The organism is Vibrio rubrogenes, from assembly GCF_059641415.1.
In genome coordinates, this window is the sequence record NZ_JCARSY010000016.1 from 1 (window position 1) to 25,909 (window position 25,909).

General features: G+C 41.2%; 12 protein-coding genes. 6 read left to right on the plus strand and 6 right to left on the minus strand.

The window, feature by feature from the left end:
* Positions 1-933: 933 nt before the first annotated feature.
* Positions 934-1,116: a hypothetical protein gene (locus tag AC55NX_RS12565; protein WP_496996058.1), complete on the plus strand. Its 183-nt coding sequence runs from the start codon at positions 934-936 to the stop codon at positions 1,114-1,116.
* Between the two features lie 267 nt (positions 1,117-1,383).
* On the opposite strand, the gene tnpA is transcribed toward AC55NX_RS12565, so the two are convergent.
* The 6 genes from tnpA to AC55NX_RS12595 all read right to left on the minus strand — a co-directional run bounded on the left by tnpA (position 1,384) and on the right by AC55NX_RS12595 (position 17,813).
* Entirely contained in the window at positions 1,384-1,821 is a 438-nt protein-coding gene (tnpA, locus tag AC55NX_RS12570) for an IS200/IS605 family transposase (RefSeq protein ID WP_077333056.1), read from the minus strand.
* Between the two features lie 219 nt (positions 1,822-2,040).
* Positions 2,041-3,282, minus strand: coding sequence for a hypothetical protein (locus AC55NX_RS12575; RefSeq protein WP_496996059.1), 1,242 nt, complete (start codon positions 3,280-3,282; stop codon positions 2,041-2,043).
* A gap of 845 nt (positions 3,283-4,127) precedes the next feature.
* Positions 4,128-5,045 (minus strand): GHMP family kinase ATP-binding protein, encoded by a 918-nt coding sequence (locus AC55NX_RS12580; protein ID WP_496996060.1) that lies wholly within the window; start codon positions 5,043-5,045, stop codon positions 4,128-4,130.
* A 10-nt stretch (positions 5,046-5,055) separates the two neighbouring features.
* Complete coding sequence (locus tag AC55NX_RS12585) at positions 5,056-15,378, minus strand: non-ribosomal peptide synthetase (protein ID WP_496996061.1); 10,323 nt, start codon at positions 15,376-15,378, stop codon at positions 5,056-5,058.
* Between the two features lie 21 nt (positions 15,379-15,399).
* A complete protein-coding gene (locus AC55NX_RS12590) occupies positions 15,400-16,485 on the minus strand; it encodes a hypothetical protein (protein WP_496996062.1) in 1,086 nt (361 codons plus the stop codon).
* Between the two features lie 26 nt (positions 16,486-16,511).
* Positions 16,512-17,813: a KamA family radical SAM protein gene (locus AC55NX_RS12595; RefSeq protein WP_496996063.1), complete on the minus strand. Its 1,302-nt coding sequence runs from the start codon at positions 17,811-17,813 to the stop codon at positions 16,512-16,514.
* A gap of 803 nt (positions 17,814-18,616) precedes the next feature.
* Between AC55NX_RS12595 and AC55NX_RS12600 the strand changes: the two genes are divergently transcribed.
* The 5 genes from AC55NX_RS12600 to AC55NX_RS12620 all read left to right on the plus strand — a co-directional run bounded on the left by AC55NX_RS12600 (position 18,617) and on the right by AC55NX_RS12620 (position 25,827).
* Positions 18,617-19,612, plus strand: a complete 996-nt coding sequence (locus AC55NX_RS12600) for a pyridoxal-phosphate dependent enzyme (RefSeq protein ID WP_496996064.1) — start codon at positions 18,617-18,619, stop codon at positions 19,610-19,612.
* Complete coding sequence (locus AC55NX_RS12605; RefSeq protein ID WP_496996065.1) at positions 19,605-22,277, plus strand: lyase family protein; 2,673 nt, start codon at positions 19,605-19,607, stop codon at positions 22,275-22,277. Before AC55NX_RS12600 ends, AC55NX_RS12605 begins: the two co-directional genes overlap by 8 nt.
* A gap of 131 nt (positions 22,278-22,408) precedes the next feature.
* Complete coding sequence (locus AC55NX_RS12610) at positions 22,409-24,733, plus strand: penicillin acylase family protein (protein WP_496996066.1); 2,325 nt, start codon at positions 22,409-22,411, stop codon at positions 24,731-24,733.
* Positions 24,734-24,820: 87 nt separating this feature from the next.
* Positions 24,821-25,003 (plus strand): MbtH family NRPS accessory protein, encoded by a 183-nt coding sequence (locus AC55NX_RS12615; protein WP_496996067.1) that lies wholly within the window; start codon positions 24,821-24,823, stop codon positions 25,001-25,003.
* 74 nt (positions 25,004-25,077) lie between these two features.
* Positions 25,078-25,827: a class I SAM-dependent methyltransferase gene (locus AC55NX_RS12620; RefSeq protein ID WP_496996068.1), complete on the plus strand. Its 750-nt coding sequence runs from the start codon at positions 25,078-25,080 to the stop codon at positions 25,825-25,827.
* The last annotated feature ends 82 nt before the right edge of the window (positions 25,828-25,909 follow it).

The following is a 25,909-nucleotide window of genomic DNA, read 5'->3' on the forward strand; positions in this document are numbered from 1 at the left end:
GGCCTTGATCATCGACTGAATATGAGATGGACTCGATCCCCTGATAGTCACGGACCACCAATGTCTCATCATTGACACCATCGATGGTGAGTTTAAATTTAAGTCGAGTCATAAAAGCCTGAGTGTGTTGTTTACCGATTCTTGGTTATCAATACTTACTTATTGATAATATTATTTCATATAAATCAATAATTATACTCAAAAAAGCTCATAATGCATGCGCAAATTTGGGGTTCTGTCAGTGAGTGGTGATTTTTGGAATGGGGGTAACATGAAGACTCGGTTTTTAAAAATGTTTCACCCAACTCAAATCAACCACCCAACCAAGAAAACCATTCACGGAAGAATGATTAAGCTTTTCCGGGCAGGACGCCCGTAAAAGCTGGTTCTGGAAAGCGTGAGCCCAAGCCAAATAAAAAAGATCTTCTGGTGACTCTTGCATCTTGGCAAGAGTGACTGGCGCACAGAGCACCGATGTCTCTGAAACCGGGGAACAACATGTGCGTCATATCTCAGTGCCAGAGGCTAGAAAAAATAAACAGTGAGACCGTAGGTCAATATCCCCAATACTTTGAAATCACTCGTAAAAAAATGTTCAACCTAGTATTAGAAAAGTATGAGATTTAACAACACCGCACGCGTTTCGCACCACGACCACTCGCCAACATCCCTGATGCAACATACGCTGCACAGGCACCGAAAAAATGGTGTCGGGATTGGAACACCGATAAAACTCGATAGCGCATAATGATGCTGAACTTGTCTCAGTGTTTTTTTATGTGTAGCCTTGATTCACTCAAATTATGGTGAGCTGGCAAGGCAGCGTATGCTGGCCGTACTTCGAGGCGGTTGTTCCAACCTTGTTCAGTTCACCACCTAAAGATTGGAACCTTTGCGTGGTGGGTCAATCCATATTCTCGAAGAGGCTTTTCCATGTCAAAAACCAACCTCGATTTACACCTGACTGCTCGCGGCTATCTGATTGATTGTCTTATCACCAATACCCACCCCAGTGTCGATCAAAATGAACTGCGGGAGGTACTCCTGTACCTCAATAATCTGATTACCTTTGATGAAATGAATCTGCGGAAAGAAGAAATCATGCTCGATGAGTAAGCCAATGGCTGATTGAAATCAATCGGAGTGACATTGCACTGAGTGTCACTCCTTTCTAAGCTGCCTATGCGGCAGTGAACAATAAATTATCACGAAAAACCCTGTCACAGCAAAAGGTTAGTCGGAAAATCCCTTTTTTACCTTGTTAAAAATGCTTGTTTTTAAGCTGTTGATTTTATTTGTTTTTTAAGTGTGAAAAGTAAAAATCCGCCTTCTTAGAAGGCGGATTTGGTTTACAGCCCCCTAAAAGGGGGCATACCTACGCTGCTAGTTCATCTTCAACTCTAACTGCACCTCATATTCTTGATCTTTCTTGTCTTGGTGCCTGACGTACCGTCTGATGATTTCTTCATTTACACCAACCGTATCAACAAAATACCCTCTCGCCCAAAAATGATTGCCCCATAATTTCTTTCTTATATGCGGAAATTTATTAAACAATATAATTGCTGAACGACCTTTCAATATCCCCATTAACGTCGATATAGATACTTTGGGTGGAACTATCACTACCAAGTGAACGTGATCCGGCTGAATATTTAACTTCAACACTTCACAATCTTTCATATTGCACAAAATATAGATCGAGCGATAAAGCTCCTTACCTACATTTCCTTTTAAGATCTTAAACCTGGATTTCGGCGTCCAAACTATGTGGTATTTACAACGCCAATAGACATATGATGAACTTCTATAGTCGCCCATGTTTTTTGTTTCCTCTTACTTGTGGTGAATAAGAGGTTTACTTCTAACATGGGCACTTCTCAATAGCCCAAAGGGACAATCACTACCGCCCAAGGCGGTGGTTTAGGGATGACAACAAAAATGCCACTCGCGCTTAAGCGAGTGGCATTACTTCTTGCGGAACGGCTTATTGATAGGAGCTTTATTAACTATGAATAAACTTCCTGTATATTTTAACGATCATTTTTTCTGTGATTTGGCAGTATGAGAATATTCATTAAAGTACGTTACCATATCTACCACATTACTTGATTTATATGCTTTTTCAACCTGTTCCTGATTCATGCCAAGCTCAATATTGGCATCAGAATGGTTTAGTTCAATCGTTAAGTTTCCTGCATCACCATAAGCATCATTCCAGCAGGTAATGGCTTGTTCTAAATCATCAACAATTGCCTGATCATCGCAATTCTCACAATCTAAAGCAGCTTTTTGAACATCAGCAATGCTCCCAGAAAGGTCATTAACTAACCCATTCCAATTTTGTACAATCTGTTCTAAATTATCTTGTACTTCTTTTGAAGAATCAGCCAACTGTTGGAAAGTCTGAGCTAATAAATGCAATGTAGCCACATCTTGAGTTCGTTTGTCCATTTCGCCTTCTTTGGCTTCAATTTTCGCTTTATCTGCTTTGATCTTTTCTGCATCAAGTACAATATAAGTTGTTGCAACCGCAATTGCAGGAGCACAGAATAGCCAAGCTACCGCGCCAACAGGAAACGCAACAACAGTGGCAAGGGTTCCAAGTGCAATAGCCGCTGCATCTGCAATCCCCAATGCAACAATAGCTGCTGTTAAGCTATCAATTTCCTTATTCAAGTTTGCTATATCATCTTTCAATTCAGCAATTTTCTTTTGATCAACGCCTTCTTCTTTACTTGCCATATTTGCAAGGTTCTGAAGTTTCTGTGCCATTTCTGGCAATACATTTTGGAAATTTTTTAAAGCATCAACTGTACCTTGAACAAAACCAAGAACCATGTCCAATTTTTTAGTAACCATAGTTAAATCTTGATTAAGCATCGAAACATACATCGTGCGACGAGCGGGATAATTTATCATGCACTTTGCCATGTCCATCGCATCTTTTAGCAATGCCATAACATCACCATTATAGCTTTGTACATCTTCCGGGACATTATCCAAACGAGCCACAACTTGGTTTACCCATATAAGTGCATCTGATTGAGCCTCTGTATAGGTTTGGCAAAATTCAGACCAATTATCTGGCGGCAATTGCAGAGTTGGTAACTGACTATCTAAAACTCTAGATACACAGCTATTTACTGCTGCGACATTGGCCTTATATACATCAGGTAAGATTGCTTGATTAGAGTCACTTGCCAGAGCAGAAAAAACGGGGTGGTTGTACATTTTCTGCATTTGAGGAGCATGTTTTTTTAAAGCGTCGGAAATGTTCATTTTTAATTCCTTTTCATGGTATTTAGCCACTACAAGAAGGCAATAATGACTAACAAGTTATTAACCACATTATTTTGAGAACAAAAAACCAATCATCTATAAATTGATAACCCATATAGTTCTTCATGTGTGATTAACTGCAAATCCATATGATTATAGTTGAGTAAAAAAATAGACTTCCTTATCGTCAATTTATTAATAAATATTTCTTATTTACCTAAGAATTTATGATGAACAAATCAAATTATTAGAAATTTAGTTAGTAAATTATTTATAACAAAGTCTCTCTAGTCTTAGAAATTGATTTGAGTTTACCGAACACACGCGTACTTCGAGTGTCCAACTAAATTGTTCAATCACATCTCCGACTGCGCCCCAGATACTTTTTCACGGCCGAAAAAGTACCCCAAAAGGCCTAGGGGTTGGGTTCAGCGCACCGAATCAGGGTCGGATTGATTCGCATCCTGCTCAAGCAATCCTGAAAAATCATCCGTGATTTTTCACCCTGAGATCATCGATCAATTGAGCTTCGTTCTAAACATGTTTCACTTCACTCAAACAAACCACCCACCGAAGAAAACCATTCAAGGAAGAATGGTTAAGCTTTTCCGGGCAGGACGCCCGTAAAAGCTGGTTCTGGATAACGCGTGACTCCGTCAAACAAAAAAGATTTTCTGGTTCATCTTTCATCTCTGAAAGATGAACTGGCGCACTGAGTACCGATGCCTCTGAAATCGGAAAAACAGATTGTGCGTCACAACTCAGTGCCAGAGGCTGGGAAAGTAAAATGGTGATGCAGCAATTTGGGACGCTCCGGCGTCATCAATACCATCAATATGGTCACCTTAGGTATGAAACGTTTCAGGCGCTAATCCATTGGCGCTTAATGCATTCTCAATGGCTGCCCTCTTTTCGGCCAACTGCACATCATTGGCATCGAGAAGAATACCGATATATGTGCCACTGTGTGCGACCGCAACGCCAAGCCCGCCATGCTGCTCACAGATATCAATAAACAAACTCAGATATTTATTGGGTCTGAATCTTTGATTTAAAATAGAACTCATCGTGGTGACATGGCCGATCTCATGGCAATCACGCTGTTTGACTGCATGTTGGAGACGTTCCAATAAATGCTCGTATTGCTTCATCTCCGTGAAGCCAATCCGGGGAAGCGTTTTTTTATGCGCCACGGTATCGACACAACCCCCTTCATCATAAGCAACAATCGACATTTTGGGTAATGGGCCAAGATCGGCAATTAAATGTCCGGTATTTTGATGGAACGCGACACAGTGACCATACATCACAGCATCGGTTGGCTCAATTTGACACAACATATGAGCAAGGTCGTCATTGCTGATACGGATGTGATGATGGTCTGTAATCGCTCGGGCCGCCGCAACAAGGTCTGCTGACGAGCTGGCTAAGCCTTTACTCTCCGGGATATCCGATTCAATCTCAAGCAAACCGTTGCATGGCAGTCGATATCGACTCAACAGCGCATGTGCCAAAGCCAGCGCCTTAGTCTTATGGGGCGGACAAACTTGCAATCCCGTCCCATCTTCCCCGCGATAAAACTTCGCTTTCACGTATCGACGAATCGGGAGCGTCACAAGAAAGTCTTGTCCATTCGGCAAAGCACCTTGCAGTAACTCGCCAAATGTACAGCAAGACTGACCAGAACCAAAATGACAGAGGCCGCTCGAATCCTGTGGTTCTGACAGGATATCAATCAACGGCTCAGAAGGAATTTCAAACATGAGCTACGCCTCACTCAACAAATTCAGTAATCAATTGTTCCAAACCGTATATCGTCGGGTTCAGGTAAAAATTACACAGTGGAACCTTCACGCCAAACTGAGTATCAATCTGACTCAATAACGAAACCGCCAGTAGCGATTGACCACCGAGAAGGAAGAAATCATCCTCGATACCAAATGTTGTTTCCACATTTAATATCTGACGCCACAAATCGTGTAACGCTATTTGCGTATTGGTAACCGGCGCTTTGGCGACTGACTTCAATCCGACAGATTGCAAACGACTCATATCTACTTTTCCGCTTGTCGTTTGAGGCAGTTGAGGCAGAAATACCACCTGATGAGGTAACATGTAAAAAGGTAACTTTTTACTGAGTTCAGCCTTAATTCGTCTCTCATCAATTTGTGTAAACGTCGAGGATGTGTTGGTCCCTACCTGATGCTCAAACCAGATACACGGATCAAAATAAACCGCTCGGTCTTGCTCAATATCGACTGTTACCGGCTGTAATGTCTGTGGCAACTTGAAATGACCGGAATTGGTCAGTGTTTGCCCGGTCCACCGCTGCCAGTCTTCGATACTGCCTTCAATATACTGAGATTGCGTTGATACCGCAGCTTTTCGTCCGCCCATCGATTCATGAACACGTAACCAAGAATCGACTAATTTACCGTCGTCCCTGCGATATTCAGACCACTCATCTAATGAACTCTCTGGCTGAGCGACTTTGCCGATCGGCCGCACCGGAACCAAGATTGAATCGAGGTGATGGCTACTGGCCAGTGCCTGAAATGCTGTGACTAAAGACTGACTGAATCCTCGTCCTTGTTGCTCAGAAATAACCACACCGGCTAAAACCATCAGACAATTAGGCTGGTGGTGTTGATCGGTAATGGCTTGCCGGATGCCCTGATCCCACCCCATGGGAATATCTTCATCCTTGCCGGACCAGTAAATCGGCACGGTATTGGCTATCGCAATCAGACTACCGGCAGCATCTGTGACGGTGATCTGATAGTCCGGGAAAGACTGATAAATTTCAGGCCAATAGACTTTCAGCGTATGACTACCTGCAAAATATTCAGGCCATATATCAACATGAATCGCATCCATCACCGCCTTCTGTGCGGGCTGCTGGCTGACGGTAAACAGGTATAAATCCTGGCCGCGATGATTGATCACATTGATGCTTTTTTGTAGCTCGACAAAGGCTGTCATTGTTTGGGTCGCTTCATTTTTAAAACACTTCACCGCAGCACCAGAAACAAAAGGCAGCTGCTCAAGGGCGTTTTCGACCCCTTCTAACTCAATCCGATTACCGCCGAGTTTAACCTGTCGATCTCCCCGGCCCAAAAAGTAAATGGTGCCGGATTGGTCATATTTCCCCAGATCGCCCGTTTTGAATAAACGTACCGACTGACCTTGAATCTCGGTTACGATAAATGACGTACGAGTTTTATCTGCTTCGCCCAGATACCCCTGCGCTAAACCCGGTGATTGAACATAGATCTCCCCCGGAATACCAATCGGAACAGGCTGCAAATACTTGTCCAAAATATAGACGCGGGCATTATCGATAGGTCGGCCGATGGGGACAATATCACCGACAAATGCTTCCCTTGCATCGAATTGTGTTGCATCGACTGTGACTTCAGACGGGCCATAGTGATTGCCGAGTCTTCCATCATATAAGCGCAAACACTTATCTCGAATCACGCGAGTTAATGGCGCGCCACCGGAAATGATTAATCGAACGCTTTCGGCAATGTGCAGATCGGCATGTGCCAGGTAATCAACATAAGTATCCAGCCACGTAGGAACCATCTGCAAAATGGTGATGCAATTTTTATCAATAAAATCATACACTTCAGCAACATTATTTTTAATCGCATGACCCGGAATATAAACGGATGCACCACGGGAGAGCGGCCAGTAAATTTCTAAAACCGATGCATCGAATGCAAATGTCGTGAGGTGCAATACACGATCAGAATCAACCAAGTCATAATGACGTTGAGTTGAACTGAGAAGATTCACCAATCCTTGGTGCTGAATTGGAATGCCTTTTGGTCGACCTGTTGTACCAGAGGTGAAAATAATATAGGCCAGATCTTCACCGGATATTTCACGATCAATAAACGCTGATGAATCCGACATTTTCGGAATGTTATTGATATCAAATAAACGACATGACAAATCACAAGTGCTGATTAACCCTGACTCAGATATCATATAGTTTGAATGGCTGATCTCAAAAATATCATAAAGTCGCTCAACGGGGGTATCACCACTGACAGGTATATACGGACAGGCAATTTTATGACAAGCGAGCATTGCGATAATCGGTTGCACACCATGATTTAAAAAAACAACGATCGATTCACCGGTATTAACACCAGAAGCAACCATATGGTTTGCTAAATTATTCGCATGATCGCGAAGTTGTGAATAAGTATAACGTTGCTCTCCATCGACAACGGCAAGCTGTTCCGGATGATGATGCGCATGATGATTGACACCAGAGACCAAATCATGAGTATTATCAATCATATTATCTGTTTGATTAAAATCGGATAATATATGAGACTGATTTGCTTCACTCAACAAAGAAATATGTTGAATCGGAATATCGATATTGGCGATCGCTTGTTCAGTAATATGATGGAGGCTATTCATCATTTCTATAATCGTCTCTTCCCTGAACAGATTGGTATTATAGATACAGTAGAAAGTAATCTCTTCAGCAAATCGGTCTACAACAAAGGTGAGATCGAATCTGGCTGAATGCGCTTCCGTCGCCTCTAGTCTTGAATCGAAAGATGCTTTGAGCCCGTCAAAATGGAATTTATCTAATTCTTCATTTTTATCATTCTGAACACCATACATGATTGAAAATAGTTTTGTTCTGGAAAGATCCTTTGGCAGATCTAATTCTTCAATCAATTGATTACAAGGATAATAATGGTGTTCAAACGCATCGAGCGATGTTTGCTTCACATCTCTCAACAATGACGAAAATGCAACATTATCCCGGACAAACGATCTCATCGGCAATGGTGTCGCAAACAGCCCGATTGAAGATTTCAGGCTATCACTGTCACGGCCGGCTATCGGGCTACCAATGACAATGTCATCCTGACCAGTCACTTTATATAAATATGTATTTAAAACCGACAACATGAACATAAATAAAGTGACATTATTTTCTTGTAGGGTGAAGTCGATTTTCTTCGTTAATGCTTCCGAGAAATTCAAATCAACTGTTGCACCATCATAAGTTTGAATCGGTGGCCGGGGGAAATCGGTCGGTAATTCAAGTGGCGATGGTAACTCAGCAAATTGGTTCAGCCAGTATTGACGATGATGTTCAATCCGCCCTTCTTTATTTAATCCGTTCATCCAGATAGCATAATCACTATATTGCAACGCAATTTCTGGCAGAGGGAGATGTGTATGATTGACAACATTGTTGTAAATCATCGATATTTCTTTCAAGCAATTAATAGTTGATGTCTCATCCCAAATAATATGATGCACAACAAAAACAACCTGATATATATCTCCGGGATAAGCAACGATTTTCAACCTGAACAGGGGGCCATTATCAAGATCAAATGAGATATTCCCGTAATAGGCAGCAATATCATTGGCGGTGTCAACAAGATGGTTCGGTTCAATATCGGTACGATCAATAAAGACCGTTTCTATATCTAATTCCGCTGGTTCAGCGATAATTTGATAAGGAACACCGTCACAATATTCAAACCGGGAACTCAATACATGATGCCGTGATATAAACATATTCCATGCATGAATCATGGCATCTCGATTTAATTCTCCGTCTAAGAAAAGATTGGAAATACTGACATTATATAATGAGCTATCCGGTGCTGACTTAAATGCAAACCACTCAGGGACTTGACACGGAGCGACCTCAAATCGGCTTTGATAACCGAGTGGCTTGAGCGCATCGGTGATGTGTTCAACGTTTTGATGCTGCGCTTGAGAGACAGAATCAATGTACGCGGAGAGTTGTTTGATCGTTGGGTTTTCAAATAATACTTTGATTGCTAACTCTAAGCCTGTTGCTTGCTGGGTTTTAATCATCGTTTCAGCCGCCAGCAGCGAGTGTCCGCCAATCGCAAAAAAGTTATCGTTGATACTGATAGCGCTCAATTGAAAAACATGACACCAAATGGCAGCGATGCGCTGTTCCGTTGCAGTTTGCGGGCCGACAAAATTAGCGCCATCTGATACATGTTGTGACTCAACTGACGGCAGTTTTTTCCGATCAACTTTACCGTTGTCGGATAATTCAAAATACGGCACATGGATAAAGTAAGAAGGCACCATATAATCACTGAGCTTTTCATGGCAGTAATTAAGCAGCAAGGCCGTCTCTATCGGTTCTTTATTATCAGTAACATAATAGGCAACCAGTGCTTCATGCCCTGCACTCTTGTTTAAACAAACCACTGATTCTCTGACCTTGTCGAAACTGTTAATCACCGTTTCAACTTCTCCGGCTTCAACCCGCAGCCCGCGAACTTTCAGCTGAAAATCCGATCTTCCGACAAATTCTATTGCATAATCATCCAGATATCTGGCGATGTCACCGGTTCGATATATCCGGCTTCCCGGGCAATCAGGGAATGGATTCGGAACATATTGCCGGGCCGTTTTTTTCGGATCGCCGAGATATCCGCGACCGACGCCAATACCACCGATATAAATCTCACCGGTTAAACCTTTCGGCAGCGGGTTATAGAATTTATCCAATATGAACGTTTTCATATTCGGTAAACTTTGATGAATGGGCATGTACGGCAAATGGAAATGGCGGTCATCTACTATTTTATAATGGATGCTGTCATCAGAAATTTCTGTTGCGCCATACGCATTGATCAATAAGCAATTGAATGGTAAAGCGTACCATCGTTTGACCAGATCCGTCGGTAATGCTTCAGCATTACAGATAAATTGTTTCAGGCAAGAGATGTCAAATTGGTTCGGAGTGCTTTCGAGAACATCTAGTAAAAGTTTTAAATGGGATGGCACTGACTGAATTAAAGAGATATTGAATTTCTGAATATCAGCCAGTAACAGATTTGGTTCCCATGCATTGTTTCCTTGCAAAATTACTGATTTTGCACCGCACAATAACGGACTTAATAACTGCCAAATCGATACATCGAATGTTTGTACCGCAATCTGCCCCAGTATCGTAGTTTCATCCATATCCAGATCGAAGCATTTGGCGTACAGATGGTTAATCATCCCTCCATGTTCAATCATTACCCCTTTGGGCTGCCCTGTTGAACCAGACGTGTAAATCGTATAGGCCAGATCACCAAGCCGCGGGAACCAAGTATAATCAAATCCGGATATATCGATATGGTGCGTTCTGCCAATCGGTATCAGTTCACAGTGATGATCGATATTGTTCAGTACTGAACCGTTGTCATCATCGACAAATACGATCTCAGCATGAATTTGCTCCAAAATGAACGCGGTTTTTTCTGCATGTCCATCAGGATTTAAAGGAACAAATGAACAGCCCGCCATTTGACATCCCAAAATAGCGGCAAGGTAATCGATGCTTCTTTCCATCAATAAGCCGATTTGACTCTCACGCTGACATCCTTTCTCATGCAACATAATTGCAATTTGTTTTGCTCTGTCAGCAAGTTGTAAGTAGGTGATACTTGACTGATTACAGATAGCAGCAATATGCTCCGGCGTTTTTTGACATTGCGATAAAAAGCATTCGATGAAGGTTTTGTTATTATCGTATTTAATTGATGACGAATTTGGATCATCGATTAAAATCCGGTACTCATTTTCAGTCACCAACGGCAGAGATTCAATCGGCGCCTCGGTGTTCTCTAACAGTAAATCGAGCAGATTGACAAAGTGCCGGCTGAATTGAGCAATTCTATCCTCACTGAATAGATCACTATCATATTCAAATGCAGCGAATAGATCGTGGTCACGCTCATAGACCGCAAGCAAAATGTCAAATCTGGACATTTTGTTATCGAATATATAATCCGTAAATGTCAGGTCTCCGACTTTAAGCTCAGAATGATGCTCATTTTGCAGCGTAAACATTGTTTGGAAAAGCGGATGTCGTGCGGGATCTCTTTCAACGTTGAGTTCCCGAATCAGTTCATCCACACCGACACACAGATGATCCATACTATTACGGGTATGCAAGGCCGATTGCTTCACTAACTCAGCAAATGACGTTTCATCCGAAATTGTTGACTTGCATATCCAAGTATTGACAAAAAGACCAATCATTTTTTCAAATTCAGGATCATTCCTGCGCTGGACTGGCAGGCCGATAATAACTTCTTGTGATTGTGAATATCGATGTAAAAAACTCTGATACGCTGATAACAAAGCGACAAACATGGATGTATTGTTGTTTTTAATGAAAAGCTTCAATTTGGCTTCTGTTGTTTTCGGGATCGTAAACGTGTGTAACTGACCATTAAATTGTTGCTGCCCCGGGCGCACTTTGTCATTGGGTAACTGTAACGTCGGAATCGTTCCGGACAGATGACTCTTCCAAAACTGAAGCGCTTCCCCATGATGTTGCTCATACTCGAACCTCTCCATCGCAACATAATCCCCGAAACGCTTATGAATCGGCTCTAAATTAACCGGTTGATTCGATTCAAACGAACGATAAAACTCAACCAGTTCTTTTCTCAGCAGTGCAATCGACCACGCATCTGTCACAATATGATGTACCGTTAAGATGAGAATATGCTCAGTCTTTGATTTTCGAATGAGATGGGCCCGAATCAATGGCCCGGATTCTAAGCTGATGGGTTGTTGGCTGTGCCATCTCAGCGCTTGTTCAATTTGAATAGATGCCTCAGCAGCACTCAAATCCGAGTAATCTGATTGTGTTAATTGAGAATCGATTGCTGCATCAACAATTCTGGTCGGTTTCACATCGGTGGCAGAAAATTTTGAGCGCAAAAGCTCATGTCTGCCAATAACTGCCTGTAAGCTTTGTGCTAACCATGACTCATTTAAATCGCCAGTGATACAGAGATAATCAACCGCATTATAGGCTGGTGATAATGGATCATATCGATGGATGTACCATAAATTTAACTGGGCTGCACTCAACGCATGATCGTCGCGAATATCCGAATGTTCTGCAGATAAATTGACAGGATATTCAGGATGTTGCCGAAGTTTAATCTCTAACTGCCGGGCAAAATCGCGGATGGTCGGAAGGTTCAGAATATCTGAAACTTTGATACCGTAACCAAATGCCTTGGTCAGCCTTGAAGCGATTTGAATGGCTTTGAGTGAGTTACCACCGACATAGAAAAAATCATCGGTGACACCAAAATCGGCCTGTGGCATGAATTGAGACCAAATATGATGAATTTCTTCTTCCAATTGATTCTCAGGCAACACTTTCTCTGACGAGTGAGCGGGCAGCGCCAGTTGTGATAACTGCTGCTTATCAACTTTCATTGATGCTGTTAAGGGTAATTCTGGCAGACAAATGAATCGCGCAGGCATCATATAGGATGGTAAATGTTGCGCAATGACTTGTTTCGCCCGGCTCACGATCGCATCATCCAGCGAACCGATATACGCAACTAACTGAACCTCGTGATGACTGGAAACATGAGGTACAACCGCAACAGTATCGATCGCCGGCACCATCAATAACACATTTTCAATTTCACTGGTTTCGACCCGATAGCCTCTGATTTTTAGCTGGTTATCTCGACGATGGCGATGGTATAACTGCCCGTCTTGTGAATAAATACAGATATCACCAGTTTTGTAGACTCGCTGTGACTGAGACCGACCCAACGGGATATTGATAAAAGACTGCCGTGTTAACTCATCATCATTAAAATAACCATCGGCGATATAATCGCCGCCGATATAAAGCTCACCTTCAACATCATGCGGAACGGGTAACAGGTTCTGATCCAATACATATAATTCAGTATTTGCAATCGGTAACCCGATAGGAATATCTTTTTCAGCGTAATCCTCTGGCTTCCCGACTTTGTGATAGCAAACTGCAATCGTTGATTCACTCGGGCCGTAGATATTGAATAGTTCAATATCATTCAAACCGCATTTTTCCCATTTTTCGATCACATGATAGAAGAGTTTCTCACCACTGACGTTAATCAAACGACATGTCGCTAAATCATGGTGACAATCAGCATCGATGACAAAATCAAGTAAGCTGGAGAAATAGCCGGTGGGCAATGTCAGATAACTGATTTTCTCACGTGCCACTAGTGAAAGGAGTGATTGATAGGCGTCATGAATTTCAGGAGAAATAACCAAACTTGCGCCAAATTTTAACGGAACAAGGACTTCTTCCAGAATGGTATCCGGGCCGATACTGGCAAATTGTAAACCAATATCATGACTCGAAATACGATAATGATTGCCGACTGAATTCACATAGTTCATCAACCCTTGATGATTAATTTGAATGCCTTTGGGTTTACCGGTTGTGCCTGATGTATAAATAATGGCTGCGCCATCGTTTGGTCGATGATGATAAGTTTGAAAACTGCCTGTATCTACGCTGTCAACGTGCTCTGAAGCATAAATAACATCATAACCATTTGATTCCAGCGCTTGCGAAGATGAATGTCGATCTGCAATGATGAAAGTTGTGCTTGAATCAAGAATATCCGTGATTTTTTTATGAGGGAGATTGGTATTTAAGGGAAGGTATACGGCCCCGATTTTAAAACAAGCAAGCATACATAAGATATGCTCAAGCCGATCTGCAACCAGCACTGATACAACTGTTTCTGGCTGAATATCTGACTGCTGAAAAACCGTCGCTCTTTTTAAGATCTCTTGCTGCAAATCAGCATATGATAAGCGTTGCCGCTCTGTAATCAGTGAGATTTTATCGGGCGAAGCAGCAGCATGGGCATCAATCGCATTCGTGATGACTGAAATATCATCATCACGACGTTCACCACCAATGATTGAAGCATCCGACAAGTGGCTGTGATAGTAACGCTCATTTAATTGAATGAGGCTCTCAGTGCTTCCTTCAAGCAATGCATCCAGATAATAGTTGAAATATGACGTAAAACTTTTAATCAAGGCACTACTTAATTTTCTTTCTTTATAATTAATTCTTAAGTCGATCCCGGAATCTGATAATTCATATTCAAGATAGAGATCATGATCACTCACATTTAATTCTGGGGTAATATTGTGTACTTCACAGTCGTCCAGCACCAGTTTAACTTGGCTGATTGCAACTTCGTTGATGCCGACATTGATCACTTTACCGTCAGTCATGCTACCGGCATTTCTCAGATCAGTTAAAATCTGAGTATATGTGTACAGCTGATGTTTTTTGGATTTGATTCTTTGTTGCGTATTTTTCTTAACCAATGTACCCAGATCATCATTTTCTGCCAAATCAACCCAAAAAGGAATATTGTTCACAAAACAACCCGGTAATTTAGCATACTGAGGACGACGAACCTGTACCGGGTGTAATATGGCAAATTGATTCGCATTAGAAAATCTCGACAATGTTGCCGAGTATGCTGTCAGCATCACAATGAATGGTGATGTTCTGTTGGTGATACAGTAATTTTTGATTTGTTGAACATAGTCTCCACCAAGCTGGAAGAAATGGTATCGACTAAATTTTTCATCTTGCTCTTTATACTTTCTGAATGGCAGTTCAAGAGCCTGTTCCTTATCTTGGAGTAAATGACACCAGTAGTCGCTGTCTGCCTCATTCTTTTCATGAGTAAATAACTCCTTTTCGATCTCCAAGACCTGAGTCAGATCGATTGAATCATTTGTTTCATTGAATGGAACCGTATCATTGACGATACGGTTATATTCATTGTTTAAAAAATCAATCAGAATTTTTCCGGATAATCCATCAGAAACAATGTGATGGAAGTTAACAACAAATAAAGCCCTCTCCTCTGATATAGTGAGAAATCCGGCTTTAAACAGGGGTAATTCTTCTAAATTAAAATGACAATAGATGATATCTGAAAGTTCACTGATATTTTCAAGTTGTTCATTGAAAACAATATCCTTCTCAATGAATTCTACTGACACATGATCGACCAAATAACGATATGGCATGCCATCTGTTTCTAAAAAATAAGATCGCGTTGTTTCATAACGATTGATAAATAAAGAGAATACTTCTTTTAATGCATCCTTATTAAATTTACCAACAATATCAAATACAAAATATGTATTATAGCTAGCGTTGTCATCACCTAACTTACAATCAATCCAAATATTTTCTTGCGACCGCGTCAATGTGAACATTCTTTACCCCGTGAATTTAATTTAGTTGAAATATGATTGTAATTTTCCGCGCCGACGAATATCTAATGTGGCACAGTGGAAAGAACCACCAAGTGCGTTGAAGTTTTTAAATGGTGTTGTAATCACATCAATGCCATGCTGCATTAAAGTATCTTGGATACTTTTCTCATCTTGCTCGACAATTGCGATGTTTTCATCAATCATAAAAATATTCATACTGATCCATTTGCTCGAAAAATGGAGTGGGTAAGAATCAGGGAAACATGGCGTGGGTGCAGTAATAATATCCCAATCTTTAAATTGTTTCGGTAAGGTACGGATTTTGTCCGGATGAACTAATAATTTCCCGGGCGCAAGCGGCATAAATGTCGTATCAATATGCATAGCATGTTGATCGTCAAACTCTAATTGATGAAGACGATACTCATCCCCCAAATGCCGCTCTAGCCAATCAAATCCGCTCTGATTCGTGACATGGCTTAACTGACCGAAAATATCTTTGCCACACCGAACAAAATCAGCAGCGTCAAAAGTCGGTTCAAACTCAGTAAGACAAGATTTAAAACGCTCACCTTTTTTACCCGGTACAAAATTCTCTTGGTAAAGTTCATCAGTTAGCTGTGGTTTAGGGGCGCTTGACCATTTACATCCTGAGGCAAAATATTCTTTCAACAGCGGGCGATAAGCATTCACTTCATGATATCGGGAGCGCCATGACATCGGGCATTCAATAATTTCATTACCCACCACAAGCAATAAATCACGCGGCATCGCGGCATAAAGGCTATTATCTTCCTTCCAGTCCGGTGTTGCGTAAGATTTTGCAAAACCATAGTTAGTCGGGCGGCGAACAACAATACCTCGTGACGCCAATAACTGAGCAAACATATCTAATTCATGATTGGCATTACGAATTAATTCATGATGAAACGGCTTACCTGCATTTTCTTTAAAAAAGTCATGCTGTTTCTCTGGTAATACCGGTCCCATATATGAATGCCATGTCGGCACCATTGATTCATCTGCAATACCAACAATAACTTCTTCTAATTTATCCCATTCATTAAAGCAATTTACCATGCTATTATTTTCATTCGTTTTTTCCACGATCTATTCCTCGCTAAGATCCAATACTATTGATTGATTTTTTGAATTAACAGGTCTTTATGAGCGTCTAATTTCTTTTTGTCGCACCATATTTCACGACCCTCTTTGCTGAGTTCATCCAGAGGATCACAATGAAAGAAAATTTTATCCGGATCGAGGTTTGGAGATTTCCATAAAGATATACCGGATAATTCATCATAGTATTCATAAGAACAAATTTGACGCTTCCCGCCTCCCATCAACAAGTCACAAACAATCGTTGGCGTATTAAAACCAGCCGTACTTCCACGAATAGATTTTTCTATATGAACGGCTGTTTTTAATGATGTTCTTAAATGCTCTGAATAGGGAACCATATCATGAAGATAAATATAATAAGGCTGAACCCCCATATATGAGAGATACTTGATAAGCGTCTTCATTGTTTCCGGGTTATCATTCACCCCCGCTAATAAAACAGACTGGTTCCGAACAATAATCCCCTTCTTGAAAAGAAGTGATAATGCTTCTCTAGTCCACTCTGTAATTTCTTTGGGATGATTAAAATGAGTATGAAGAAATACCTGCTTGTCCTTTTCCCGTCCATATTCAACGACATTAGAAATTGCATTGGTCCAGTCATGATCACCCAATACTTTCATGGGTAAAACAGCTAACCCCTTGGTTGCAAATCTGACTCTGCGTATATTGGGGATATCTAATAATGATTTACCGATTAACTCGATATGCTTGGCAGATATCTGATAAAGATCCCCTCCCGAAATGACCACATCTTCTATGTCTTCATTTTCTCTCAGGTAATGAAATGCTTCGGTCCAGTTTTTGGGCTTCGGGGCATACATATCCTTTTCTTTGGTTTTTGTCGAGCCACCGACAAGCCGGCTTCTCGTACAGTACATACAATAAACAGGACAAACAGTAATTGGCAGAAATAACACTTTGTCTGGATAACGATGAACAATCAGAGACCCCTTACCATTCTTTTTCTCTGCCAGACTGTCATCATCACTCCACGGATGAGGCGATTTCATTTCGCTTTCCAGCGGAAGATACTGTTTTCGCAGCGGATCATGGTATGGATCTGACCAATCAATTTGTGAAAAAAGATAAGGCGTGATCCGTATATTCATCGCACTTTTTTCTAGTCCACTCCTGATATCGGCTAAAAATATCGGATCAACAATACTCGACAATAAGCTTACAATTCGATCTAATGAATGAATTGAATTCTTTAATTGCCATTTATAGTCAGAAAATTCTTCTCGCCCTATATATTCCCAAGCAGGGATAGCATTCCAAAAGCAATCATTCCTAAAATTATATTGCATATGTCCCACTTTATTATCAGAATTTATTTTTCACAAAAAAACTCACCAACCACACTTAATATGGTTAGTAATATTTATTAACGTGTAATCTTGATAGCGAATCACATTATTTTATTCAAATATGAATAATTCTATAATTATCGCTAATCATGGCTAAAAGTTACATTATTTCAAAATAAAATTTGACTCAATAAAACTAGCTCGGTTGACACTAAACTATTCCACATCTTGCGCCTATTCAACTGGGAATAATACTTTTTTGGCCTTGTATGATCTTGAGCACATTAATAAGAATTATAAACTATAAAAATCACAATAAACAGAATATAACACTATATTTTTGCTAAAAATAAAGAATCTAATGCTTTATAATAACATTTTTATCGATTAAAATTTCTCTTGAATTGTGTTTTTTGTTCTGTATAGTTCCTAGCAAATGTTGGTGATCCCTACTGTAGGAGCATTCAATTTCGCATCCCATTCCTGTCTAATGAATAACTGTTAAGTATTATCATGAGGTTATTGCGCATCACCGATTGAAGATACAGATTTAATTTCAGTCTGTTAGAACAGGTATGAAATGGCGTTATAAATATATCCTTAAATTTAATTACTTGTAATAAAATGTAAATAACTGAATTCACATTGGTGGGGCTCATTTAAGATTAAATATGATTAAAACCATCACATCGAGATAAGAACCCTTTTATAGCCTGATTCTAATAGATAAATTATATGGATCGTAACTCATGGAAATTTCTGCACAATTAGATATTTTTGAAAATTCCTCAATGGCGTTTAGTATGCCTAAATTAGTACATGTCAGAGAAAATTTATATGCTTGTGTTTTTTCTGTCATGAAAATACTTCCGGCGAGATATATTATTGAACAAGGTATTCAACGCGGAGAAATAAAAAGTAATACAACCATTGTTGCAACATCTTCGGGGACATTCGCTTTAGGTGTTGCGATGGTTTGTCGCGAGCTTGGCTTAAAGTTCGTCATTTTCGGGGATCCGGCGATTGATGAGCACCTCCACCGAAAGCTGAAATTACTCGGTGGCGAAATCGTTATCGTGACGAATCCGTCGATACCGGGTTCATATCAACATTTAAGATTAAAAGCCCTGCATCAGTACATTCAAGATAACCCGAATTCCTTCTGGATGCGGCAGTATGATAATCCCGATAATGGTAAATCATATGAAGCGTTAGGGCGTTTAATCGTAGAAAAACTGGGGAAAAACTTAGTTCTTGTCGGTTCTGTCGGCTCAGGTGGCTCCACCGGTGGCACCATTCGTGGTATGAGAACCTACCATTCCGGAATACCTTTAATTGGGGTAGACACGTTTAATAGTGTCCTCTTCGGACAACCCAATGGCGTCAGACAATTACGCGGTCTGGGTAATACGATTTTACCCAAGAATGTATCCCATTCACTGTACGATGAAATCCATTGGGTTTGCGCCTCAGATGCGTACCACCACACAATCGAGTTGTTAGAAAATGCTTGTTTATTCTGTGGGCCAACCAGCGGTGCTGCTTATCAAGTCGCAGCCTATAAAGCCAAATCAGATCCAGCGAATCAGTATGTTTTTATCGCTCCTGATGAAGGATATCGCTATCAAGATACGGTCTACAACGAAACATGGAAAAGCCAGCAGGATTTCTATCGCCCGACCACGACATTAAAACCTCAACACGTTGATCACCCTCGTGATGCCACTGGTACATGGTGCGCGTTTCACTGGGGACGCAGAACTTATGAAGAGGTTTTGGAGCTCAGTTATCATGAATAACGAATGTATTATATTTATTGAGAGCAACACTTCAGGCTCTGGTGAACAGTTTGTAGATTTAGCGATAAAAGAAGGATTTGTGCCTGTTTTCTTAACAAGCACACCCGAGAAATATCCCTTTCTGAGCAAATTATTCATCCATCCCGTCATTTGTAACACGACGGATGACGATAATTTGTTCAAACTGATCAGCCAATATTCAAATGTTGTGGGTATATTTTCTTCTTCTGAATACTATATTGAGACCGCAGCTAAACTTGCGAAGTCGTTTGGTCTGCCCGCAAACACGCCAACGGCTGTGAGCCATGCAAGAAATAAAGCTCAGCTTTGTCATATCTTGAATACGGCTGATCTGGCCGTTCCACATACGGTTGAAATTTGTGATGTTCAAGCTTTAGATCGCTATTCGGGTCATTTTAAGTTTCCGGTTGTTGCCAAACCGACATCAGGTTCCGGCAGTTCACTTGTCAAACTCTGTAATGACTTAACGGAACTTCAGACACACGTTGAAAAGATTTTCGCGCAGCCGGTCAACCATCCTCTATCCGCCACAAAGCAGAGTGTGTTAGTACAGGAATATGTTGCAGGCGAGGAATTTTCTGTAGAAACGTTTTCTCAGGATGGTACGACTCACGTTATTGGGATCACCCAAAAACATCTTACGTCTCCGCCCTACTTTATTGAATCCGGCCACGAGTTCCCCGCTGAAATTGATCCTCAGCTCAGTGCCAAAATCGAAGCACTGGTTATCAATGCTCTCAGTGCAATAGATTATCACTTTGGCCCCGCTCACACTGAAATCCGGGTACGGCATAACACCCCTTACCTCATTGAAATTAATCCCAGATTGGCCGGGGGAATGATCCCCGAACTGATTAAGCAGGCGACCGGGTTAGACCTGGTGTTACAAACACTGCGCCTATATACCGGCAGGCCGACTCAACTACAGAGTCAACATCATTTGCACGCTTGTATTCGGTTTATCATTGCCAGGCAAAATGGTTACTTCACAGACTTGGTGAAGCCAGCAGACAGTGCCATACGCATCACAAAACCGTTGGGTTCATATATCTCTTTAGCCCATGATTTCAGTGACCGTTTAGGTTTTGTGATTACCACTGCGACTCAGAATCAAGCCGCGATCAATCAGGCTGAAAATGAGATAGGCAATGCTGACGTTGTCTTTAGTCATGATTCAGCAATAACGGATTCAGCGCTGAAAAACACCGGTCGATTAGCCGCCGCGCTGGATGAAGAACTACATCAGCTGATTGCCCAACGCTACCCCCGACATGATTTATCTGAAGAGTACCGGCATTTGTCATGGATTGATTCAGCACATGTCATGATGTTATTTAATCAGGGGTTTTTGTCCAACGAAGCAACCCGGAAAATATTGGCTGAAATATCTGATTTACAGAAACATGATTTCGCGCAGCTGAAATCGTTCGTTTCTGCACGCGGTACATATCTGATTTACGAAAATTACTTAATTGAGAAATTAGGGATTGATATTGCTGGCAAAATTCATACCGGTCGCTCCCGTAATGATATTAATGCGACATTGTTCAAATTGACTGCACGCCAGTTCACGATAGAAATCTTTGAATCACTCTGGTTATTTCGTGCTACTTTGCTGCGTCAAGCGCAAGAGAACTTATCCACTGTTTTCCCGATTTACAGCCAGTATCAAACCGCATTACCAAGCAATTTAGCCTTCTATTACTTAGGGCTTGATCAGGTTCTATCCCGCGACATGGCTGAATTGAAACATCACTTTGTGGATTTGTTAACGTGTCCGATGGGAAGTGGTGCCTGTGCAGGAACAACACTCCCGATTAATCCAACCGAAGTCGCTCATGCATTAGGATTTCAATCTGTTGCTAAAAATGCATTGGATGCAATCGCAAATCGCGATATCGCTCTGCGGATCCAAAACACCCTGAGCACGATTGCCGTTACCATCAGTCGTCTTGCCACTGACTTCCATATTTGGACGACAAATGAATTTTCTTTTATTGAATTGCCAGATTCATTATGTGGCAGTTCTTCAATGATGCCCCAAAAAAAGAATCCATATTTGTTGGAAAAAGTAAAAGGATATTGTGCATCGATCATATCGAATCAAGCAAAAATGTTTAACACGATGCAGAAAACCCCATTTTCTAACTCGGTAGAAGTTGGCACGGAAGCGATCATTCCCTTCCACGAAAGTATATTTCAATGTAATAAATCACTTAAAGTCATGCAAAAACATATCGAATATTTAACAGTGAATACAACGAATACAACGTCATCTGCTATTAAGCATGTAACCTGCGCCACATATATATGCGAACATCTGGTCAAGGAATATCAAATTCCATTCCGGGAAGCTCACTTTAAAATTGGAGATAAAATCAGAGCATCATTAGAAAATGAAATGTCGGGGAATGACTCGGTATGGGAACTTGCACCGACCATTGAGGATCAAAAAAATACCCCGTTAACCTGGTCTGATCATTTGGAATATGGCAATGGCCCCGGTTTTAAAAGTTGCAGAGCCCAGCTTGCTCATGCGAGTGATGCGCTTCGTATGGACTCTTTTTGGATGCATCGGATGAAGATTGATATAGACCGTCGAACAATCCCATTTAATGAGCAACTGGCCTCTTTTAAACACTAAATATTTAGCCGTAAAGATATGATACGAACGAATTCAATATGGGTGAAAAAGTGAATCTGATAAAATCTAAAAAATTTATTTTCTACATGTTATTTTTAATATCAGGACTAATTTTAGCGTCCTTATATTATATGCTCAGCCAAACAGAGAGTCAGCGAACGGGAACTGTCAAATTAAACGGATTAGACGGGCCGGTTGTCGTCTTTCGTGACAATTATGGTATACCACATATCGATGCTTTGGCTTCAGATGCCGATGCGTTTTATGCATTAGGTTATTTACATGCACAAGATAGATTCTGGCAAATGGAGCTGCAACGTTTAACGGTTAAAGGGCAACTCAGTGAAGTGTTCGGTGCCGACACCGTAGAAACTGATAAATTTATGCGCACTTGGGGATTTTATCGCTCAGCGGAACAGTCATGGCCGAAGTTCACCCCGAAACAGAAAGCACTCATTGTGAGTTATACACAAGGTGTCAATGCATTCATAGCGCAACAGAAACTGCCAATAGAATTTCAAATCTTTGGCTTTAAGCCGCAGAGATGGTCCGAAACAGACAGTATCGCATGGCAGAAAATGTTGGCCTACAATCTACAGTCCACTTGGAGTGAGAAGTTAAAAAATCAGGAGATCATGAATGATTTAGGTGAAGCGATGATCCCGGTTTTGCATCCAAAGTATCCTGATTCAGGTCCGACAATTATGTCAGAGTCAGATCTCAGACAGATCACATTCAGCGATAAAGATTCTGTTGATAGCCATCAATCCATCTCTCAAAACTCAGCGGATACCGACAGTATTTTTGCATCTTCAGCTGCAGTAAAAAAAGTAACTAACTTATTTCCGAATCATACAAAGGGCTCGAATAATTGGGTTTTATCCGGTTCAAAAACATCCACAGGCAAACCTATATTAGCCAATGATCTACATCTGGGGTTATCTTCGCCATCCTTATTCTACCTTGCCGAGATCAAAGGGCCGACCCTACACGTCACAGGTGCAACGATACCCGGAGTCCCCGGAGTGATTGAAGGCCATAATGATCACATCGCATGGGGATCAACGAATGTCAATCCTAATGATTTAGAGTTAATTGTTGAAGATGGCAATAATAATATTTTCTCACGAGATGAAGTCATCAAAGTAAAAGGTGAAGAAGACGTCAAATATCAGGTGCTCAGCACTAAGAATGGTCCAATTATTAATGACTACATTGATTTGCCATCAAATCAAGATAACAAATATATTTCCATTCAGTGGTCAGCATTAATGGACACGGATGTCACGGTGGGCAGCTTCATTGAAATGAATTATGCCCGCAACTGGCAAGACTTTCTGAAAGCACTCAGTACATATGTGACACCAGCGCAAAACTTTGTTTATGCAGATACAGAGGGGAATATCGGTTATAAACTGGCCGGAAAGGTTCCGCTACGTACCCAAACTGCCTATGGGCTTGTTTCAAGTCAGTCTTGGCAAGGCTGGCAAGGCTATATTCCTTTCGATCAATTACCACAAAGCTATAATCCGAAAACCGGCTTTATTGCTTCTGCTAATAATAAAGCAGCACCAGACAGTTACCCATATCAAATCGATTTAAGATGGATGGCTGCCCCATATCGGGTAGAAAGAATCATCGAGTTAATTTCATCTAAATCAAAATTATCAATGAAAGATAATATTGATATTCAGAATGATGTTAAAAATGAAATCTGGCTCCAACTCCGCCCTATCCTTCTGGCGACAAAACCGTTAAATAAAGATAGCGAAAGAGGACTCGAATACCTCACAAGTTGGGATGGGCAGATGACTGAGAATAGTATTGCTGCCAGCATTTTTGCCTATTGGGACAGAGAGATAAATCGCCTTTATCCGAGCAAATATCAGTCTGATTCAGACGAGCCATTATTCATTTTTTCACAATTAAGCCAAAACGGTCAGTATTGTCAAAAAGCCGGGTTCTCCGGTTGTGATACGTTCTTGCAAAATAGTTTACAAGTCGCGATGCAAAAGCTCATCGATGATAAAGGAAATACACCCGAAAACTGGCACTGGGGCAAGATTCACCTTGCCAGCTTTAAGAACAGTGTCTTTGGTGACGTACCGCTCCTTAAGGATATTTTCAACCGTCAGGTGAGTACCGCCGGTGGTAATCAGACAATCAATGATGGCGGCTATGATCACTCATTTACTCAAGTTGAAGGTGCGAGTTATCGACATATCATTAATTTAAATGATCTGGATGATAGTCTGTTTATCCACCCTCTTGGTCAGTCTGAAAACCCGTTAGATGAAAACTATGACAACCTGTTAGAGCGATGGAAGGAAGGAAATTATATTACGATAAAGGCACAAAATGTTGCAGATACTTGTGATATATCCAATGAAAAACAAATAGAGAGTAGCTGCCTGATATTACAACCAGCGACTGTCAATACGCTAAATACCGATTAGTTAAAACCAGAATCGTTAAATATATCTTGTACTTCATCTGCCAAGATGGAGTGCAAGATAACGAGATTCCAGTCACACGGAGATAGTATGAATTATCAAGTCGTTTATCATCAATCAAAGCAATATTCGATCTGGCCGGAGAATAAAGTCATTCCCAAAGGGTGGGCATCGACTGGTTTTTCTGGGAGCGAAACACAATGTCTCGATAATATTTGCGATGCATATGGTAAAATTTTCCCCAAACGTGCCAATGAGGATCACCAAAATTGACTACTGTTAATGCAAAAAATATCCATGTCTGGAACACGTGGGTGCCAATTCATATACACTCCGATTTTTACGCTATGAATGAATTCAAAAAAAATCCTGACTCACTCAAAGCGCTCGATAAACAATTATTGGGGGATCTGCAAGATAAAGAGGTCCTTCATCTACAGTGTCATTTTGGCCAAGATACCCTGTCATTAGCACATGCCGGAGCTCACGTAACCGGGGTAGATTATTCACCTGAAGCGATCAAAACGGCTACAGCACTGGCTGCTGAACTGAATATCCCGGCAGAATTCGTCTGCCAAGATGTCTTAACGCTGCAACTGGATCAGAAGTTTGACATCATCTACACCTCTTACGGGGTGATCAATTGGTTGTCTGATCTTGAGCAATGGGCACAAGTGATCCGCCGGCACTTGAAAGATGACGGTCGCTTGGTGATGGTTGAGTTTCATCCGTTTCTCAATGTACTTGACGATGAATTTGCCGGCATCGGCTACGATTACTGTCATCAAGGAGATGCAATCGCGTTTAAAGACCAAAAGTCATATGTGAACAGCCCTGATGATCAAGGCTCATATACCACCTATGAATTTTTGCACACCATCTCTGATGTGAGTAACGCACTCATCAAAGCCGGAATGATTTTCGAAATGAGGGAGTACCCCTATAGCAATTACAATTGCTTTCCGAATTTATATGAAGTTGCTGAAGGGTCAGGCACTTATCGCCATCAGTTTAGTATCCCGATGATGTTTTCAATCGTTGGTCATATTATAGGGGAATCGCAGCACTCACCTGTCCCCCACAGCCATGAGCGTTGAACAGATTGGCTTGTATCTGTTGGTTTACTTCTGAACAAGGGTGATCATCTGTTGATGATGCTCACCCCGATGATATTTACTT

Bases quoted from the DNA above. Each gene is read 5' to 3' on its own strand.
- AC55NX_RS12580 (WP_496996060.1), bottom strand. From the start codon at position 5,045: ATGTTTGAAATTCCTTCTGAGCCGTTGATTGATATCCTGTCAGAACCA.
- AC55NX_RS12610 (WP_496996066.1), top strand. From the start codon at position 22,409: ATGCTCAGCCAAACAGAGAGTCAGCGAACGGGAACTGTCAAATTAAAC.
- AC55NX_RS12585 (WP_496996061.1), bottom strand. From the start codon at position 15,378: ATGTTCACATTGACGCGGTCGCAAGAAAATATTTGGATTGATTGTAAG.
- AC55NX_RS12600 (WP_496996064.1), top strand. From the start codon at position 18,617: ATGCCTAAATTAGTACATGTCAGAGAAAATTTATATGCTTGTGTTTTT.
- AC55NX_RS12575 (WP_496996059.1), bottom strand. From the start codon at position 3,282: ATGAACATTTCCGACGCTTTAAAAAAACATGCTCCTCAAATGCAGAAA.
- AC55NX_RS12620 (WP_496996068.1), top strand. From the start codon at position 25,078: ATGAATGAATTCAAAAAAAATCCTGACTCACTCAAAGCGCTCGATAAA.
- AC55NX_RS12615 (WP_496996067.1), top strand. From the start codon at position 24,821: ATGAATTATCAAGTCGTTTATCATCAATCAAAGCAATATTCGATCTGG.
- AC55NX_RS12595 (WP_496996063.1), bottom strand. From the start codon at position 17,813: ATGCAATATAATTTTAGGAATGATTGCTTTTGGAATGCTATCCCTGCT.
- AC55NX_RS12605 (WP_496996065.1), top strand. From the start codon at position 19,605: ATGAATAACGAATGTATTATATTTATTGAGAGCAACACTTCAGGCTCT.
- AC55NX_RS12565 (WP_496996058.1), top strand. From the start codon at position 934: ATGTCAAAAACCAACCTCGATTTACACCTGACTGCTCGCGGCTATCTG.
- tnpA (WP_077333056.1), bottom strand. From the start codon at position 1,821: ATGGGCGACTATAGAAGTTCATCATATGTCTATTGGCGTTGTAAATAC.